Below are 17430 nucleotides of genomic sequence, written 5' to 3'. Positions count from 1 at the left end.
TAAGCATTCAACATGATGCCCCGCTATCCAATGGAACCCATAAGGACTATGCCCAAAACAAATATCATCCTGACAGGGTTCATGGGCACCGGAAAATCGACTCTGGGACGGCTTCTTGCCCAGGAACTGGATTATCGTTTTGTCGACACCGATCAATTGCTCGAAGCAGAGCTCGGTCAAACGATTGCCGATTTTTTCGCACAAGCAGGAGAGGTGGCCTTTCGCAAAAAAGAAGAGGAACTGGTCCTCGCCCTCACCCACCAGCGCAAGTTAGTCATCGCTACCGGCGGCGGCTTGATTCTAAACCCTGTAAACGCCAAAGCTCTGGCACAGACGGGTCAGATCTTCTGCCTGACGGCAACCGCTGAAGAAATTCTGGAGCGGATTTCAAACCAGCAACATATACGACCGCTACTGCAGGATCAGAATCCACTGGCAAAAATTCATCAACTTCTCGAACAGCGTGCAGCCAGTTACCAGCAATTCACCCAGATTTCAACCAGTGGCCGCACCCAGAAAGATTTAATTGCCGAGCTTCTCCAGCAGTTCACCCGTACAGCTTGAATTTACACCAAACAACACCTGGGACATCACTCACCCATCAGATCGACGTGACACTGCACCAAATAACCAGACAACCCCCCGTCGTCTGCTGGGGAAACCCGCGTTTCTCCTTGCGTCATCTCTAAATAATTCTCTATAATAAGCCGCTTTAGGTCAGGAGCACCGTCCAGCCAGATCCCTGATCAAAATGCCTTATAGGCCAGTTAAAGACCACCAACTCTTAAGCAGATCGAACACTGATGGGTTTTTTCATAACATTTGAGGGGATTGAGGGCTCCGGGAAATCAACCCAGATTACCCTGTTGCGCCAGGCGTTAGAGCGGGCGGGGCATGTGGTTCTTCAGACACGTGAACCTGGCGGTTGTGACATCGCCGACCAGATCCGCAGGATCTTGCTTCACCCACAGAATACAGCGCTTGAACCTACGGCCGAACTACTTTTGTATGCAGCAGCACGAGCCCAGCATGTCTGTGAAATAATCCGCCCTGCCCTGCAACAGGGTCATATAGTTCTGTGCGATCGATACACCGATGCCACCCTCACCTATCAAGGGGACGGACGCCAACTCGACCGCCAGCTGATTAGCCAACTTAACTACGTAGCCACACAAGAAACCTCTCCCGACCTGACTATGCTGATCGATCTCAAGGTGGAAACCGGGCTCGGTCGCGCCTTCGCTCGCGAAATCGATCTGCAAGACAGTTCCGAAGGACGTTTTGAACGGGAAGAGATCGCCTTTCATCAACGCGTCCGCGAGGGTTATCTAAAACTGGCCGCCGCTGAACCACACCGGTTCAGGCAATTTGATGGCGCACTCTCTATCGATCTGCTGGCTGCCAAAATCGAGAAAACTACTTTTGACTTTATCGCACAAAGCAAGGGGCAACTGTGACCTTTGCCAACATTATAGATCATGATCGTCAAAAAAAGATTCTGCGCCTGGCGTTACAGAACCAACGGCTCGCCCACGCCTACCTGTTTGAAGGGCCAGAGGGTATCGGCAAAAAGCTCATGGCGCTGGCACTCGCCCGGGCCCTCTTCTGTGACGATGGCGAAGGCTGTGGCGAATGTCCTGCCTGCCGCAAGGTCGACCACCTGAATCATCCCGATCTCCACCTAGTGATGGCCGAGGGGGCCCAGATCAAGATTGATCAGATCCGGAAATTACAACAGGATATCTCCCTCAGACCGCTCGAGGCCAAGGTTAAAATCTGTTTGATTGACTGCGCTGAGGCCCTGAATCCGGCCGCCAGCAATGCATTGCTGAAAACACTTGAGGAGCCACTCCCCGGCACCCTGCTGATCCTGCTCAGCGCGAAACCTGAAATGCTGCTGGATACGATTCGTTCCCGGTGTCAGCGATTACGTTTCAATCGCCTTTCACGCAATCGGCTCGCCGGCATTCTGGAACGCCGCCTGGGATTATCGGAAGCAGAAGCGCTAGTCATGGCTGCGCTCTCCAACGGAAGTTTCAAACAGGCCTTTGGTGAAAATCGCGAGCTCTACCTTGAGCAACGCAAGAAGCTGATCAACAGCCTGATTTCACTGTCGAGCGGCTCAATCTTCCCGCTGTTTGAACTTGCTCAACAGCTGGCCGATGACAAAGAGCGCCTGGCCGAAATCCTCGACATCTTCCAATCGTTCTATCGCGATCTTCTGCTGCTCCTGCATGGTCGTCCAAATAGCGAGCTGGTTAACATCGATCTACGCGAAACACTATATGCCCAAGCCCGAAACGAAAGAGTCAGCGGGCTATTGAAAAAGCTGGAGTGCCTTGACCTGGCCCGACTCCACCTGCAACGCAACGTCAACCGCCAGCTCGCGATGGAAGCGATGTTGATGGCGATGACTGCCGCCTAACCACTTGATTAAAGAGAGTTTTAGATATTCATGGAAAAGAAACGAATCGTTGCAGTCTCCTTTCAGTGCGCCGGCAAACTGTTTGATTTTGATGCCCTCGACTTGGACCTGAACAACCGGGATCAGGTTATCGTTGAAACGGAACGCGGCAAATCACTGGGCACAGTTATCGGTCTGGTCCGTAATGAAGTGCCCGACAGTGCTCACTCCAAATTGAAGGCCATCATCCGCAAAGCCAATGAGCAGGACCTTCAAATGGCGGCTACAAATGCCGAACGCGAGGAAGAGGCCTTGAGGTTCTGCAAAAAACGAGTCATCGAGCGTGCCATGGAGATGAAACTGGTCCGTGCTGAATATCTGTTCGATGGTTCAAAGATCATTTTTTACTTTACTGCTGACGGTCGTATCGATTTCAGGGATTTGGTTCGCGATCTTGCACAGCATTTCAGAACCCGAATCGAGATGCGTCAGATCGGGGTACGGGATGAAGCCAAAATGGTTGGTGGCCTCGGCTGTTGCGGCCGCGAGCTCTGCTGCAGTAGCTACCTACGCAGCTTTGCCCCCGTCTCTGTCAAAATGGCCAAGGCCCAAGGGCTTGCTTTAAACCCGAGTAAAATCAGTGGCCAATGCGGACGTTTGCTCTGTTGTCTTGGTTATGAATATGACACCTATAACGAACTGCGTAAAAATTTACCGAAGTGCGGCAAAAAGCTGAACCTGCCCGACGGGCCGGCCGATGTCGTCTCGCTGAATGTCCTGGCGCAAAAAGTTACGGTCGCCGATAAGGATGGCCGCCGCGAGGTGCATATCGATGATCTCCATAAGCCCCAACAATCGATCCCGCAGGAAGAACGGGTACCAGCACCCAGGAAACAGTCTGAACGGAGACAAGCAGAACGAAAACTGCCTGAACGTGCGAACGTTGTCGTGTCACCTGAAAAGCAGACTGAGCCAGAATTGATTAAGGGTGAAGAGGCCAAAAGCCAAAGACGTCCACGCAGACGTGGTGGCCGCAACAGCTCGTCGCGCAAAACAGAGCAACAAACACACACTGAAAACATACCACCGACACAGAGTGCCAAGCCTGCAGCCCCGACAGCGGATTCCAAACCGAGTGCCCAAAAGGATGGGAATTCGCCCGAGCGCCCGCGCAGACGGAATAGAAGACGCCCACGTCGCAAATCGGACCAGGGTTCAGCACCACAGAAGAGCGAATAATTTATTAATTTTATTACATAGCATAGAGCAAAAGGAGGCTGTAATGGCCGGAACATTTTACGTCACCACTCCGATTTACTACGTCAATGATGTCCCGCACATCGGGCATGCATACACCACCTTGGCGTGCGATGTTATCTCACGCTACAAACGCTCACGCGGGTATGACGTCTATTTTTTGACCGGCACCGATGAGCATGGACAAAAAGTCGAGGCTGCCGCCGACGCCAACGGCGAGACCCCGCTCGAACTGGCCGATCGCGTGGTTAAACGTTATCAAGCCCTGTGGGACAAACTCAATATCAGCCACAATGACTTCATCCGCACCACGCAAGAACGGCACAAGCGTGCGGTTTCAGAACAGTTTCGCAAACTCGAAGCGAAGGGCGATATCTTCCTCGGCGAATACGAAGACTGGTACTGTACCCCTTGTGAAACCTTCTGGACCGAGACCCAACTGCTCGACGGGACCTGCCCCGATTGCGGGCGTCCGACAACCAAGTTAAAAGAAGAGTCCTATTTCTTTCGCATGAGTCAATATCAGGAGCAACTGGTAAGGCACATTGAGGAAAATCCCGACTTTATTCAACCGAAATCACGCCGCAACGAGATCATCTCCTTTATCAAAGAGGGGCTGCGTGATCTTTCGATTTCACGCACCTCTTTCTCCTGGGGAATTCCAGTGCCGGGCAATGAGAAACATGTCATTTATGTCTGGTTTGATGCCCTGTCCAACTACATTTCGGCTCTAGGCTATCCCGAGGACAAGGACGGTCTCTACGAAAATTTCTGGCCGGTCGACGTTCATGTTATCGGCAAGGACATCCTGCGTTTTCACGCCGTCTACTGGCCGACCTTTCTTATGGCTGCCGGTCTGCCGCTCCCCAAAAAGGTCTTCGCTCACGGCTGGTGGACTGTTGAAGGGCAGAAGATGAGTAAGAGTCTGCGCAATGTAGTGGAACCGAACATGTTGATCGATAAATATGGCGTCGATGCCATCCGCTACTTTCTATTGCGCGAAGTCCCCTTTGGGCTTGATGGAGATTTTTCCCACAGCTCGCTCATTTCGCGGATCAATTCCGACCTGGCCAACGACCTCGGAAACCTGCTCAGCCGTTCAACCGCCATGCTCGGCAAATATTTCGACGGGGTGGTACAGAGTCCAGATCATGCCGATGAGATCGATCAAGCGTATATCGACCTCTTTCCGCTGGCGACAGCAAAGATTGACAAGCTCTATGAGGATATGGCCTTCAACAAGGTACTGCAGACGATTTGGGAACTCATTTCGGCCGGCAATAAATATATTGACGAAACTGCCCCCTGGGCTCTGGCCAAAGACCCGGCGCAACAGGGACGCTTGGGCCGGGTGCTCTATAATCTGCTCGAGGCTCAACGGCTGATCGCGCTCCAGATTGCCCCCTTCATGCCAGAGACCGCTGAGAAGATCCTGGCCTTGCTAGGGGTCGACCCCAAGGCGAATCTGGCTGACAATGATACCTGGGGTGCCTTGCAGGCGGGCAGCAAAATCAAAAAGGCCAGCCCACTCTTCCCTCGGATAGAGGCCGAATAAGGCCGGATGAGAAAACAGACATGAACGAAAAGCTTCTGACCCTGATCGACAGCCACGCCCATCTCGATAGCAGCCAGTTTGGCGATGAGCTTGAACAGATCCTGCAGAGGGCCGATGAGGCTGGGATCAAACAGATTCTGACCATCGGTTGTGATCTTCAGAGTTCTGCCAGAAGTGTCACCCTGGCCGCACAGTATGCTCAGGTCCATGCTGCGGTCGGCATTCATCCACATGATGCCGGCGAAGCCACTGCGGAAGGGCTCGCGTTAATTGAGAGTCTGCTGGCTGCGCCGAAGGTGGTGGCCGTTGGCGAGATCGGTCTCGACTTCTTCCGCGACCACTCGCCCCGTGACCAGCAGCGAACGGCATTTCGCCAACAGATCCGCCTGGCGCGAAAACATCAGAAGCCGATTATTGTGCATGATCGTGAGGCCCACGCTGAAGTGCTCCAGATTTTACATGAGGAGCATGCTGCAGACTGCGGTGGAGTGCTGCACTGCTTCAGCGGCGATATCACGATGGCCCGCGCCTGTCTGGACCTCGGCTTTTACCTGTCTTTCCCTGGCACGATCAGTTATCCCAAAAATGAAGCCCAGCGTGAAGTTGTGGCCGCCGTCCCGATTGACCGCATGATGATCGAAACTGATTGCCCCTACCTCGCACCTGTCCCGCATCGGGGCAAACGCAATGAACCTGCCTATGTCCGCTATACAGCCGAAAAGCTGGCCGAAATAAAAGGCTTAACCTTAAGCGATGTCGCCCGCGTAACCAGTCGCAATGTCTATGATCTGTTCGGCATCGGTGCTGTCGACCAGCAGACAAAAATTGCCTATCAGATCCGCGATTCGCTCTATCTCAATATCACCAACCGCTGCACGAACAGTTGTGTCTTCTGCGCCAAATTTGATGATTTTGTCGTCAAGGGGCATGAACTTAAACTCGATCATGAACCGGACATTGAAGAGCTGAAACGTGCCATTGGTGACCCGAAAAAATATCGGGAAGTGGTTTTTTGCGGCTACGGCGAACCACTGTTGCGTCTCGAACTGATATGCGAACTATCAGCCTGGCTAAAAACACATCAGGTCAAGGTTCGCATCAATACTGACGGACAGGCTAATCTGGTGCACGGTCGCAATATTCTGCCAGACCTGGCGGGGAAAGTTGATGCACTCTCGGTTTCACTCAATGCACCCGACGCCACACAGTATCAAAAACTCTGCCGCTCAAAGTATCCCGAAATTGGATATGAAGCGGTCAAGGATTTTCTCAAGCAGGCCCCGACCTATATCCCCGAAGTTATTGCCAGCGCGGTCAGTTACCCGGGTGTAGACATCGCGGCCTGTCGCAAAGTGGCAGAGGATCTTGGGGTTGAATTTCGCGCGCGTGAGTATAATGAAGTCGGCTAGAATCGATAGACCTCACTCAGGAAAAATTCACAGCAAGCACCATGGGACATCAGGGCCTTTTCGCTGCATTTGGGCGCAAAAAAACCTGAGTTAACGGGAATTATCGCTATCGGAACTCCTGTTAACTCAGGTTGGATCAAAAATCTTTTCAGTGCCCGAGAATTTTTGCTTTCCGCTCTTTTAAAATCGCCGCATGACGGCCCTCTTCTGCAGCCAACCAGGCAAAAGCTTTCTTCCCTTCGGGGTCCCTGGCGTTTAGAGTCGCGGTCTGGAAGAAAGCGGCGAACTTTTCTTCGGCGTCTATCGCCAACTCCAGTGCCCGGATATCCCCTTCCTTGCTGACCAGTACGGCTGCAACCTGCTCAGTTGAGGGGAAAACCTCTTTATCGTTAAAACGTCGCAGGTAAGGAAGAAACTCCTCCTCCCCTTCCCAGAAGGCACCATCTTCGTACGTGGTTGCTAAATTTTCCAGTGTCCGCAAATGCCCCACCTCATCTTGGGCCAACTGCGCAAAGAGTTCCCGCGCCAGTTGCGTATGAGATTTTTCAACCATTGCTGCGTAAAAACGATGTCCATTTTTCTCAACTTCCATCGCGGCTCGAATTACCTCGAAACCACTAAAATCATCTGTTCCAGACATAGGGTTTTATCTCCTGAATAAAATTCCTTATGCAAAATTCCTTATGCAATTTCGGCCATCAAATTACCTTTTTCTCTGCAATCTGTCCAGACCAGTTGTGGCAATTGATAAAGCCGAACCAGGCAATGCAACTAATTGCCGAACAACTGCTTCAGTGTCCCGTTCAGAAGTTGCCGCATCTGCTGTTTTTGTACGTTTTCGGTCTTTCCCCCCAATTTATTCTGCAGCTCCCGTTCAAGCTCCTGGACAACTCCCTTTTTTAGCTGTTTTGTAAGACTGGAAGAATCAAGAAGAAAACGGGGGCTGGTATACGTCCCCTTGACCTTAAGGGGGAACAGGCTCCAACCCAGCTCGTCTTTTAATAAATTCAGCCCTTTGCCCCCGACACCAACTTTTGCCATCGTCTCCGGGTCGAATCGGGTTTCCAGCGTCAGATCCAGGCCACCATTCAAAGTAAACTGCCCTTTGGGGGCAATAGATATGTGACGACTTTCCAACTTTGAGTCTATCGTCCCTTCTTTTAGCTTTATTCCATAGGTCCCTGAAAACCGACTAAAACCAACAACCTGAAGCTCAGGATTAGCCAGAAAGCGAGAGAATTCGGCGAGCAGAGGGCCACCTTTAATCTCACCACTTTGTAAATCAAAGGTTCCCTTTGCCTGCAGGACAGCAAGCGGATCAATCGCTCCGCCGTGCGTGCTGAAGTGGCTCGTAGCCGTCAAGGAACCACTGATGCTCCCTTTTTCTTTAGGCAAAAGAGCATCGGTCAAGGTCGAAAGAGTTATTCCCTTACAACTAAAATCGCCACTCAAAGGAAGATCAGCCTCTCCGAGAACAGTAACGGTCGAAAGTTTGACGTGACCACCAGCGAGGTCGGCAATCATATGATCAATTCGAAATAGACCGTCCTGCAAAACCATCTGGCCTTCAATATTCTCAAATAAAACTTCGCGGTAATTGAGGTCTTTTATCTTCAGCAGAGCTTTGACAGACAGCGGAGGTGCCGGGGTGCCCCGCAGGGGAGCCTTGGGGACAACAGAACCAACTTGCGACCGAGTTGCCTGAGCCGAATTCTCGCCGACGCGCGATCCTGGGAAAAAGGGATCAAGGTTGAATTTATCCGTAGAAACAGTCATTTCCAGGTGCGGTAAATTCGAAAAAACCTGCGTCGCCTCCAGATCCAGTTGCAAATGCTGATCGTTGAGGTCTACTTTTAATTGTGAGCCCCTGATTCGCCCGGCTTTATAACTGAGAGTCCCATTAAGGGCAGGACGTACCCCTCCAAGGCTGGCCTGAAGCTCGCTGACCTTTAGGGTTGCCTGACGAACAGCCTGTGCAACCACTGGCTCCCCCTCGACCTGAACCTGCAGATCCAAAGCACCCGCGATCCCATATGTCGCGACCTGCTCACGAATTTCAAGTGGCAATAGAGAGGAAATTTTACGTAAATCCAGAATTTGAAGACTGGCTTCGCCTGCAACCTGCGGAACCTGATTCAGTAATATTTTCCCCTGGTAATCCGCGGTGAGACCATCTATTTCGAGCCGCAACTTTTTAACGTCAACGACCTGATCACGCGTGTGATAAGTCAATTCATGGGTCACAGCAATCCTTACCTGATTCCAGTGTAAGGGATTCTTGAGGTTCAGGCTGAGATCAACTTTCTCAAGGGTCAGGTCACCCTTCGCTACAAAATCATCATGTTCCCTATCTATGGAAATATCTGTCGAAAGGAGCCCGCGCCCAAGGCTTCCCGGCAAATAACCTTTCAGATAAGGGAGAAACGGGACAAGATCCAGTTGATGCGACTTAAAGTGTAACTGCTCCAGACCATCCTCAAAGCTGAAACGCATCTCCATTGAAAATGGTCTGTCGTTCAATTTGGCTCTTATCCTCACAGGAAAAACTTCACCGAGGGCAAAATTTTCAACATCCACACCCAGATCATCCAGCTTGTAGCGATAGGGCGAGACCTGGTTCAACCTGCGATCCAGGAACAGCAGGCTGCCTCCCTCCAGTGAAAATCGTTTCACAATAAAGGAGATCGGTGCTGCTGCCCCCTTTGTTGGGGAACTGGCAGCGACGTCATTCTCCCGAGCCGAATGCCCCTTGAGTAGATCATCGATATTCAAGCGACCATCAGCTTCACGCACCAACCTCAGTTGTGGCTGCATAATCAAAATCTTCCCCAAGCGTAATTCACCATGGAAAAGAGAATTAAAGTCATATGACATTTCAATATTTTGGGCCGAAAGAAGAACATCGTCCGATTTTTTCCCTTTGATTTTAAGCTCTTCCATCCGGATCCCGGTAAAGAGCCCAACAGAGACCGCTCCCAATGTTACCGGTCTCTGCAATGCCTCTTCGAGTCCCGTCTGGACGAGAGTCCGTACTCTTTCGGGCGTAACGTATAGTTTGACCAGTAGGGCTGACACAGCAATAAAGAGACCCGATACAACAAAAATTCCCAGTATAATTGTCTTTATTTTACTCATGAAATGCCTTCCCTAACCATGTATCAAGAGCCAATCTGGGAGCCTTTAAATACCTGATATATTCAAAATTGATCCCTAACTATACCAGCGCCAAATCCAGACTGACATAACAAATATGTATACAAGGAATGTCTCTTATTTATAGTCCGACCATCAGCCTGTACTTAAGACCTGATGGCAAGCGAAACAAAGATAAATTCCAATTGGGGTTTAATATAACTTGTGTTTTTGTTTATGACCTGACACTCCGGCCACGAATCTTGTCATCCCCAAAGGACATTTTATGCTGGCAACATGACCGACCCCGCAAGCGGGCCATCTGAAAATTCTCAAATCTTAGGGAATTATTGAGGCTGAAATCGCCAGACACAGTTTTGACGTATAGACGGAGAATTCATCAGGAGGTTATCCAGCCCTTCATACCGCAGCCGAAATGCTCTTAAGCGAAAAGTTCAAAGGTCTCGACTCGAGCCTAAATCAGTATCTGAGTTATACCGTTAAACTCGACAGCATTTACCCTTATAACCTAACGATCAAGGCTGAAAGATGACAATTTAAATCATCTTTTGGACATTTCTTGACCAGCGTCAAAGTTTAAGCTGAAAACCTCTGTTATCTTGCATCCATCTCAATACGAGATAGCATTTAAAACTCGGCTACAAGTGGCCCAAAAACCTTTAGAAGGAGGACATGCATGTTTTGTTACCAATGTGAAACCGCAGCCAAAGGAGTCGGATGTGACAAAGTTGGCGTTTGTGGCAAACAGCCAACCACATCAGATCTTCAGGATCTCCTGGTCTATTCTGTTAAAGGCGTCAGCTTCTGGGCGCATCAGGCACGTCAAAAAGGTGCTCATTCAAATGAACTTGACCAGTTTGTAATCAAGGCGCTGTTCACCACTGTGACCAATGTTGACTTTGCCGACGACTCCATCGCGAAGATCATTGCCGAAGCTGTAAGCCTGCGTGAAACAGCCCGTCAACTTTTCGAGAAAGCCAATGGCGGTGCGTTCGGCGGTACTGTCCCTGAAGCCGCACAAAACTGGGCATTTCCAACAGAACGCTCTGCCCAGCTGGCCCTTGCTCAGCTGCACGGCGTCAAGGACGCCAAACTGGATGCTGACCTGCAGTCAATGCGCAGCACGATTCTGTTCGGGATCAAGGGGTATGCCGCTTATGCCGACCACGCCATCATCCTTGAGCGCCAAAGCGATGAAATCTATGCGTTTACCCACAAGGCCCTGACCGACCTGCAAAACGACAGCCTCGGGCTGATGGATCTCGTCGGCATCGCCATGGAATGCGGTCGTATCAACCTGGTGACCATGGAACTGCTCAACAAGGCTCACACTGATCGCTACGGACATCCAGTACCGACCCCCGTTGAACTTGGCACCAAGGCAGGTAAAGCCATTCTGGTTTCAGGGCACGACATGCGCTTCCTCGAAGAGATTCTCAAGCAGACCGAAGGGAAAGGGATCAACATCTATACCCACGGTGAAATGCTGCCAGCCCACGGTTATCCAGAACTGAAAAAGTTCAGCCATCTGGCGGGCAACTGGGGCGGCGCCTGGCAGGATCAACACAAGGAATTCCAGAGCTTCCCGGGTGCAATCGTCTTCAACACCAATTGTATCCAGAAGCCAGCAGAGAACTATAAAGATCGCCTCTTCACCTGGGATCGTGTCCAGTTCCCTGATGTGAAACATATCGATGGCTGGGATTTTTCCGAAGTAATCAATTGTGCCCTGGCCGGAAAAGGCTTCCCTGAGGCTCCGGGACAGAAAATTCTTACCGGTTTCGGACATAACGCCGTCCTCGGCGTGGCTGACAAGGTGATTGATGCGGTCAAGTCTGGCGCGATCAAGCATTTCTTCCTGGTCGGTGGTTGCGATGGTGCCGAAACTGGCCGTAACTACTACACCGAGTTCGCCGAGAAGGCTCCCAAGGATACCGTCATCCTGACCCTGGCCTGTGGTAAATATCGCTTCAACAAGATGGAATTCGGTGACATTGGCGGCATTCCGCGCCTGCTGGATATCGGACAATGCAACGATGCATACTCGGCCGTTCAGATTGCCGTCGCTCTGGCCAACGCGTTTGAATGTGGCGTCAATGACCTGCCGCTCTCGTTCATCCTCTCCTGGTATGAACAGAAAGCGGTTGCAATCCTGTTGACCCTGCTGCACCTCGGCATACGGGACATCAAAATCGGACCGAATCTGCCGGCATTTATTACCCCGAATGTACTCAATTTCCTGGTTGAGAATTTCAACATCGGGCCGATCACCACGGCCGAGGCGGATCTCAAACAGATCCTCGGCTAAACGGTCTCTTCCACAGAGTAAAAAAAGGGCGAAGTCATAACGACTTCGCCCTTTTTTTACGGTGATGATCTACGGGAATCTGATCCTGTCCCAACCGGCCTAACCCAAGACTTCCTGCGACTATAATTAACTACGACCAGGTGTAAAATGTACGGTTGCAACAGCAAGTAGGGTTAGAAACAAAGCGGTCACCCTTTGAGGATAAACTTTTCACCTGCCGCCATTAATTCATCGAGTGCCGCCTCAGAACTGGCCTCTCCGTACAGGCGCACGACCGGTTCGGTCCCTGATTTACGAAAGAGCATCCACGAGCCATCTTCAAACAGGTATTTGCTCCCATCGAGACGGATAACGTTGCGTATGCTGCGTCCACCTATTGCGGCCGGAGGATTTTCAAGGCGCGAACTGATGCCCTCAGCCAGGTCACCGGTCAAGCGCAAATTGGTGCGACGCGTATAAAAGCTACCGACCCGGGCATACAACTCAGCCAGGAGTTCACTCAATGACCGGCGCTCAACGGCGACCATTTCAGCTACAAGCAAGCAGGCAAGAATACCATCTTTCTCGGGAACATGACCTCGGATCGTTAAGCCGGCACTTTCTTCCCCGCCAATCAGAATACGGTTTGCGGCAATATATTCGCCGATAAACTTAAATCCGACCGGTGTTTCCAGGACCTTGACACCATGATGTGCAGCAACCGCATCAATCAGGTGTGATGTTGCAACGCTGCGAGCCGCGTCCCCTTTTTGTCCTTTGCGACGGATCAGGTAATCAAACAACAGCGCCAAAATATAGTTAGGCTCTATATAGCCTCCGTCACGATCAACTATCCCGAAGCGATCGGAGTCTCCGTCGGTGGCAAGACCAAGCATGATTGAAGCATCACTTTTTACCAGATCAATAAAATCAGCAATATGAGCCTCCGCCGGCTCCGGTGGTTCACCACCAAAATAAGGGTCTACGTGGTCATTGATTGATACAATTTCGACTCCCGCATCAAGCAGGATTTTGTCCAGATAGCCACGGCCCGAACCGTAAAGCGGGTTGACCGCAATTTTCATCCCTGACGCAGCTATCGCCTGCAGATCAACCAGATCAGCAAGACGTGCGAAATAATCAGGTGCCGGGTCGATTTCTACGAACAGACCTTGATCAGAGGCATCGTCCAAGCGCATCTGCTTGTAACAGATCTCCCCCTGCAAGGCATTGGCCCGATCTTCAATATCCTTAGTAGTTTCCGGTAATGCCGGCCCCCCCCAGGCGGGAGAAAATTTAATGCCATTGTAATCATAGGGATTATGGCTGGCAGTGAAGTTGATCGCGCCGTCGGCCTTAAGTTTCAGCAAAGCGTGTGCGATGACCGGCGTCGGGGTGTCGCGCATGCAAAAATAGCTGCGGATACCTGCCCCTGTCAGCACCCTGACCGCCTCCCTCGCAAAATCACGCCCCATAAAGCGTGCATCGTAACCGATGACAACGCCCTGCTTGCCAAGCCCTTCTGCATGCAGATGATCTGCAATTGATTGAGTAACTATGCGGACATTCTCTAAGTTAAAGCTCTCAGCCAGAATGCCACGCCAGCCGGACGTGCCAAATTTAATTCGGTCCATTCAATGCCCTCCAATATTAATCAGCGTAAAAGAAACATCTGACTCAGCTGCTAGCAAAATTACCACGAAGTAGGCCAAAAACAGAATTCAGGTTTTAACGGGCCAATTATAACTCCAATCATCGCCTCGCGCTCACTTGTTTGATGTTTCAGTGCCCAGCGACGGCCCGACGTAATCATCGACCAGAAGGGCGTAGGGGCAATCAGCCGGCAAAATTCCAGCCTCAACCACCTCGGGTGTCAAGCGTTGACAATCTGTACGAACCTGGTCCCGCTCGTTATAAATCTGGCAGCGTTGTGTCTCCAGATCAAGTTGATCACAGGGAATCCGGGTATAAAAAATATGCCCGTTAAAATCGATTTTTTCATAACAACAGCGGGCGCAGCGCTGACATAGCCCCTCCCACTGCTCCTGAGTCAATTTTTTAAGTTTCTCGATTTTTGAATTCATCGGTCCAGCCTAAACAATCACAGCAAAAGGGTCAATTGTCTCACAGGGACTGAGCCCGATTAAAATATGAAAAAAGCATTGACTCAGCCCCTGCTTCTTGTGTATTAGTAGCCGTTCTGGACACAAAGAGACACATAGATATCGGAGGATATAAAGATCATGCAGTGCCAAACCGTACTTGCTGGTACCGAGTGTACCTTCTGGAAAAAATCAGGTTGCGCCGCTGAAGGTGGCAGCTGCCAGGTTATTGTCGAAGACTGTATCGGATGCGAGCGCATCGCCAAAGGGACTATTGGCGATGTCTGCACCGCGTACCCAAGCCCCGCAGCAAAATGGAAGAGTGGCCTCTGCAACTATGCCACCCACCGTAAGGTTGATATCAAGGTGAATGACGCTCGTATCAATCCGCTCAAAGCGGCCAAACGCGCGGCAGCGTCCAAGAAGAAATAACCAGCGCAACACATTTCTGACCTGGGAAAAGGCCTTCGCCCCGCGAGGGCCTTTTCCTTTTCCTTTTCCGGGATTACTCCATGGCGGACGAAGAAAAAACCGGGGTGTTCTTTGGTCTGGCCGCCTATCTGGTATGGGGGTTTTTCCCGCTCTATTTCAAGCAGGTAGCGACGGTACCAGCAACCGAAGTACTGGGCCATCGCATTCTCTGGTCGGCTCTTTTTCTTCTGGGCCTGGTCTTCTTGCGCCGCCAACAACCCGAGTTACAACGCCTGCTTCGACAACCCAGGTTATTGCTCCAGCTGACAGCAACAACCATTTTAATCGCCATTAACTGGCTGGTCTTCATCTACGCCGTCTCTGCAGGCCACGTTTTGCAATCCAGTCTTGGGTATTTCATCGGTCCACTCGTCAGCGCCCTGCTCGGAGTTACCTTTCTCAAGGAAAGACTCAACCTGCTTCAATCCTGCAGTTTGCTGCTGGCGACCGCCGGGGTCATCTACCTGACCCTGCAGCAAGGTGAGTTGCCTTGGATCGCCTTGAGTCTCGCGTTCAGTTTTGCGCTGTACGGTCTGCTCCGGAAACAGGCAGGTGTCGGCCCGATTCTGGGATTGAGCATAGAAACCCTACTCCTGTCGCCTTTTGCCCTGTTTTTTCTTTATGTGCTTCATTTCAAAGGCGAACTCTGTTTTGGCGGCGGGACAATTCTCGATCTCTGGCTACCGCTCTGCGGGGTCGTCACTGCTCTCCCCTTGATCTGGTTCAACGCAGCCGCCAAGCGCCTGCGTCTGGTAACAATGGGCTTTTTGCAATACATCACACCCAGCATGCAATTTTTATCGGCAGTATTTCTGTTCAATGAGCCCTTTGATCAGGGCCGACTTCTAGGCTTCTGTCTAGTCTGGAGCGGCCTGCTGCTTTATTCGGTCAATGCGCTCCGCCAGGCATCAAACCGGCATGGCTCTACCTCGATCAAAATCGTCCCAAACTTACCAGCCGAATAAAAACCACAGAAGCGGCACCAGAATAGCTGTCGCCAAGCCGTTCAATCCGATGGCAAGTCCCGAGACGGCGCCCGCCAGACGATCTTCTTCCAGTACCCGCGCTGTTCCGATACCATGACTCGCCGTACCAATTGCCAGGCCCATCGACGTGGCCTTGCGAATCCGGATCAAACGACAGAACTCCGGCCCGCAAATAGCGCCGATACAGCCAGTCAATACGACCAACGCTGCCGTTAGCGGCACGATGCCGCCGATTTTTTCGCTGATGCCGATGGCGATCGGGGTTGTTACCGATTTAGGCACAAGCGAGAGTACGACCTTATGACTTCCGCCCAACAGCCAGGCAGTCCCTGCAGCTGAGATGATTGATGACAACGCTCCGGCACAGACACCGACCAAAATCGGCAGTTTCCGTTTAAGAATCTGCTCACGCCGTTGCCATAGAGGCAGGGCCAGCGCGACAACCGACGGGCCCAGCAGGAACAAAAGCAGTTTCCCGCCGCTGGCATATGCGGCATAGTCGATATGCGTCATTTTTAAAAAAATAATGATGCTACAGATCGAAACAAACACCGGATTCAGCAGAATAAAACCGGTACGTCGATATACCAGCTCGGCAATCCAAAAGGTTGCCAGAGTCAGGATAATACCAAACAGAGGGGTCGTAACAAGCTCAGTCATCTGCCCCCCCAAGCAGCTGTTCTGTCCACCCGGTGACCGCCATGACGACAAAGGTACTCACGACAGTGCCGACAATGATCGGCAACCACTCGCGCGCGATCAGATCAAAATAGAGCATCACCCCGACACCGGCCGGCACAAAAAACAGTGCCATATATTTAAGCAGAAGCTCCCCGGCCTCAGATATCGATTCCTCTTTCACTATGCCACTGGTCAAGGCCACCAGCATTAAAGCCATGCCAATCACATTTCCCGGAATTGGGAGTGCGAAGAGGTGAGAGAGCAACTCACCAATAAATTGAAAGCCAAATAACAACACCAAACCCTGTAGCACAAGTAACTCCTCTGGTCTAATCGGTCAATGTCAGGAGTTCAAGCCATCAATCACCGCTGCAACTTCTTCACGAATCTGCTTGGCGGCCGGATCCTGTTCAAGGGTAAGAAACTGCTGAAACCAGTTCACAGCGTCTTCATTACGATCAAGGTCCATACAGATATTCCCGAGGGTCAAACAGGCGAAGGTCAAACCCGGGTCAAATTCCAACGCCAACTGACAGTGTTTTTCGGCATGAGCCAGATCTCCACCGGCGTAATAATATTCCCCTAAATTCAAATGGGCCTGTGCATCCTCAGGATCGAGTTCAAGAACCTTGCGGTAGCAGGACAAGGCTTCTGTTTCTTTGCCGAGGCTATCACAAACATCCCCCAGCGCGTTCAGCGCAAAGGTTGAGTCAGGGTCAACCTGCAAGGCACTGCGACAGGCTTGTTCAGCCTGCTGCGGTTGTTCCAGGGAAACATAGACCAGAGCCTGACTGACCCAGGCATCTGCTTCCTCAGCATCTAACCCGACAATTCTGCCATAACACTCCAGTGCCTCCTTGCTCTGCCCAGCGGCAAGGAGCAGATCCCCCAGGGCATAGAGAAGATCAATATTGTCCGCTTCATTTTTTTGCCCACGGCGGAGACAGGTCAGAGCTTCATTAGTTTGGCCTTCTTCCACCAACACCTCGGCCAGCAGCAGGCAGAGCTCAGGACTATCGGCACAAAGCGCCTCGGCTTCGCGTAGCAGCGGCAGGGCCTGCTTGAACTCTCCTTCTTCAACCAGAACTCGTCCCTGCCCCAGTAGTTCACTCAGTCGGCCCATTA

At 51.4% G+C, this 17430-nt stretch carries 16 protein-coding genes; 9 read left to right on the top strand and 7 right to left on the bottom strand.

Features of this window, described 5'->3' with window-relative positions:
- Positions 1 to 48: 48 nt before the first annotated feature.
- The 6 genes from D888_RS0106825 (at position 49) to D888_RS0106800 (ending at position 6625) form a co-directional block, all read left to right on the top strand.
- On the top strand, positions 49 to 564 hold the full coding sequence (locus D888_RS0106825) for a shikimate kinase (protein ID WP_020675804.1): 516 nt from the start codon (positions 49 to 51) through the stop codon (positions 562 to 564).
- A 239-nt stretch (positions 565 to 803) separates the two neighbouring features.
- On the top strand, positions 804 to 1457 hold the full coding sequence (gene tmk / locus D888_RS0106820) for a dTMP kinase (RefSeq protein WP_020675803.1): 654 nt from the start codon (positions 804 to 806) through the stop codon (positions 1455 to 1457).
- A complete protein-coding gene (gene holB / locus D888_RS0106815; RefSeq protein ID WP_020675802.1) occupies positions 1454 to 2425 on the top strand; it encodes a DNA polymerase III subunit delta' in 972 nt (323 codons plus the stop codon). The genes tmk and holB overlap by 4 nt, the downstream gene beginning before the upstream one ends.
- Positions 2426 to 2455: 30 nt before the next feature.
- On the top strand, positions 2456 to 3643 hold the full coding sequence (locus D888_RS0106810; protein WP_020675801.1) for a regulatory iron-sulfur-containing complex subunit RicT: 1188 nt from the start codon (positions 2456 to 2458) through the stop codon (positions 3641 to 3643).
- Between the two features lie 43 nt (positions 3644 to 3686).
- Positions 3687 to 5216: a methionine--tRNA ligase gene (metG, locus tag D888_RS0106805; RefSeq protein ID WP_020675800.1), complete on the top strand. Its 1530-nt coding sequence runs from the start codon at positions 3687 to 3689 to the stop codon at positions 5214 to 5216.
- 20 nt (positions 5217 to 5236) lie between these two features.
- Positions 5237 to 6625, top strand: a complete 1389-nt coding sequence (locus tag D888_RS0106800; protein WP_020675799.1) for a TatD family hydrolase — start codon at positions 5237 to 5239, stop codon at positions 6623 to 6625.
- Positions 6626 to 6773: 148 nt separating this feature from the next.
- On the opposite strand, the gene D888_RS0106795 is transcribed toward D888_RS0106800, so the two are convergent.
- Positions 6774 to 7265 (bottom strand): ferritin-like domain-containing protein, encoded by a 492-nt coding sequence (locus tag D888_RS0106795; protein ID WP_020675798.1) that lies wholly within the window; start codon positions 7263 to 7265, stop codon positions 6774 to 6776.
- 131 nt (positions 7266 to 7396) lie between these two features.
- A complete protein-coding gene (locus D888_RS0106790) occupies positions 7397 to 9760 on the bottom strand; it encodes a DUF748 domain-containing protein (protein WP_083928795.1) in 2364 nt (787 codons plus the stop codon).
- Positions 9761 to 10454: 694 nt separating this feature from the next.
- On the opposite strand from D888_RS0106790, the gene hcp reads away from it, so the two are divergent.
- Positions 10455 to 12086: a hydroxylamine reductase gene (hcp, locus tag D888_RS0106780; protein WP_020675795.1), complete on the top strand. Its 1632-nt coding sequence runs from the start codon at positions 10455 to 10457 to the stop codon at positions 12084 to 12086.
- Positions 12087 to 12274: 188 nt separating this feature from the next.
- On the opposite strand, the gene D888_RS0106775 is transcribed toward hcp, so the two are convergent.
- The gene (locus D888_RS0106775; RefSeq protein WP_020675794.1) at positions 12275 to 13699 is read right to left on the bottom strand and encodes a phosphoglucomutase/phosphomannomutase family protein; all 1425 of its coding nucleotides are present in this window, start codon (positions 13697 to 13699) and stop codon (positions 12275 to 12277) included.
- Positions 13700 to 13831: 132 nt separating this feature from the next.
- Complete coding sequence (locus D888_RS0106770) at positions 13832 to 14149, bottom strand: CxxCxxCC domain-containing protein (protein ID WP_020675793.1); 318 nt, start codon at positions 14147 to 14149, stop codon at positions 13832 to 13834.
- 159 nt (positions 14150 to 14308) lie between these two features.
- Between D888_RS0106770 and D888_RS0106765 the strand changes: the two genes are divergently transcribed.
- Positions 14309 to 14599: a PxxKW family cysteine-rich protein gene (locus D888_RS0106765; RefSeq protein WP_020675792.1), complete on the top strand. Its 291-nt coding sequence runs from the start codon at positions 14309 to 14311 to the stop codon at positions 14597 to 14599.
- 80 nt (positions 14600 to 14679) lie between these two features.
- Complete coding sequence (rarD, locus tag D888_RS0106760) at positions 14680 to 15603, top strand: EamA family transporter RarD (RefSeq protein WP_020675791.1); 924 nt, start codon at positions 14680 to 14682, stop codon at positions 15601 to 15603.
- Here the strand turns inward: rarD and D888_RS0106755 are convergent.
- The 3 genes from D888_RS0106755 to D888_RS0106745 are packed head-to-tail and all read right to left on the bottom strand — an operon-like array spanning position 15589 to position 17428.
- A complete protein-coding gene (locus tag D888_RS0106755; RefSeq protein WP_020675790.1) occupies positions 15589 to 16284 on the bottom strand; it encodes an LrgB family protein in 696 nt (231 codons plus the stop codon). The two genes, rarD and D888_RS0106755, sit on opposite strands and share 15 nt — an antisense overlap.
- Positions 16277 to 16618: a CidA/LrgA family protein gene (locus tag D888_RS0106750; protein ID WP_020675789.1), complete on the bottom strand. Its 342-nt coding sequence runs from the start codon at positions 16616 to 16618 to the stop codon at positions 16277 to 16279. Before D888_RS0106750 ends, D888_RS0106755 begins: the two co-directional genes overlap by 8 nt.
- A gap of 30 nt (positions 16619 to 16648) precedes the next feature.
- Complete coding sequence (locus D888_RS0106745; RefSeq protein WP_020675788.1) at positions 16649 to 17428, bottom strand: tetratricopeptide repeat protein; 780 nt, start codon at positions 17426 to 17428, stop codon at positions 16649 to 16651.
- Positions 17429 to 17430: the final 2 nt, after the last annotated feature.

It is taken from the genome of Geopsychrobacter electrodiphilus DSM 16401 (assembly GCF_000384395.1).
Lineage (GTDB): Bacteria > Desulfobacterota > Desulfuromonadia > Desulfuromonadales > Geopsychrobacteraceae > Geopsychrobacter > Geopsychrobacter electrodiphilus.
Note: the sequence above shows the minus strand (reverse complement) of the source record. Positions and strands in the feature narration are given on the sequence as shown.

Coding starts and splice junctions, on each gene's coding strand:
- D888_RS0106825 (WP_020675804.1), top strand. CDS start 49: ATGCCCAAAACAAATATCATCCTGACAGGGTTCATGGGCACCGGAAAA.
- tmk (WP_020675803.1), top strand. CDS start 804: ATGGGTTTTTTCATAACATTTGAGGGGATTGAGGGCTCCGGGAAATCA.
- D888_RS0106810 (WP_020675801.1), top strand. CDS start 2,456: ATGGAAAAGAAACGAATCGTTGCAGTCTCCTTTCAGTGCGCCGGCAAA.
- metG (WP_020675800.1), top strand. CDS start 3,687: ATGGCCGGAACATTTTACGTCACCACTCCGATTTACTACGTCAATGAT.
- D888_RS0106800 (WP_020675799.1), top strand. CDS start 5,237: ATGAACGAAAAGCTTCTGACCCTGATCGACAGCCACGCCCATCTCGAT.
- D888_RS0106795 (WP_020675798.1), bottom strand. CDS start 7,265: ATGTCTGGAACAGATGATTTTAGTGGTTTCGAGGTAATTCGAGCCGCG.
- D888_RS0106790 (WP_083928795.1), bottom strand. CDS start 9,760: ATGAGTAAAATAAAGACAATTATACTGGGAATTTTTGTTGTATCGGGT.
- hcp (WP_020675795.1), top strand. CDS start 10,455: ATGTTTTGTTACCAATGTGAAACCGCAGCCAAAGGAGTCGGATGTGAC.
- D888_RS0106775 (WP_020675794.1), bottom strand. CDS start 13,699: ATGGACCGAATTAAATTTGGCACGTCCGGCTGGCGTGGCATTCTGGCT.
- D888_RS0106770 (WP_020675793.1), bottom strand. CDS start 14,149: ATGAATTCAAAAATCGAGAAACTTAAAAAATTGACTCAGGAGCAGTGG.
- D888_RS0106765 (WP_020675792.1), top strand. CDS start 14,309: ATGCAGTGCCAAACCGTACTTGCTGGTACCGAGTGTACCTTCTGGAAA.
- rarD (WP_020675791.1), top strand. CDS start 14,680: ATGGCGGACGAAGAAAAAACCGGGGTGTTCTTTGGTCTGGCCGCCTAT.
- D888_RS0106755 (WP_020675790.1), bottom strand. CDS start 16,284: ATGACTGAGCTTGTTACGACCCCTCTGTTTGGTATTATCCTGACTCTG.
- D888_RS0106745 (WP_020675788.1), bottom strand. CDS start 17,428: ATGGGCCGACTGAGTGAACTACTGGGGCAGGGACGAGTTCTGGTTGAA.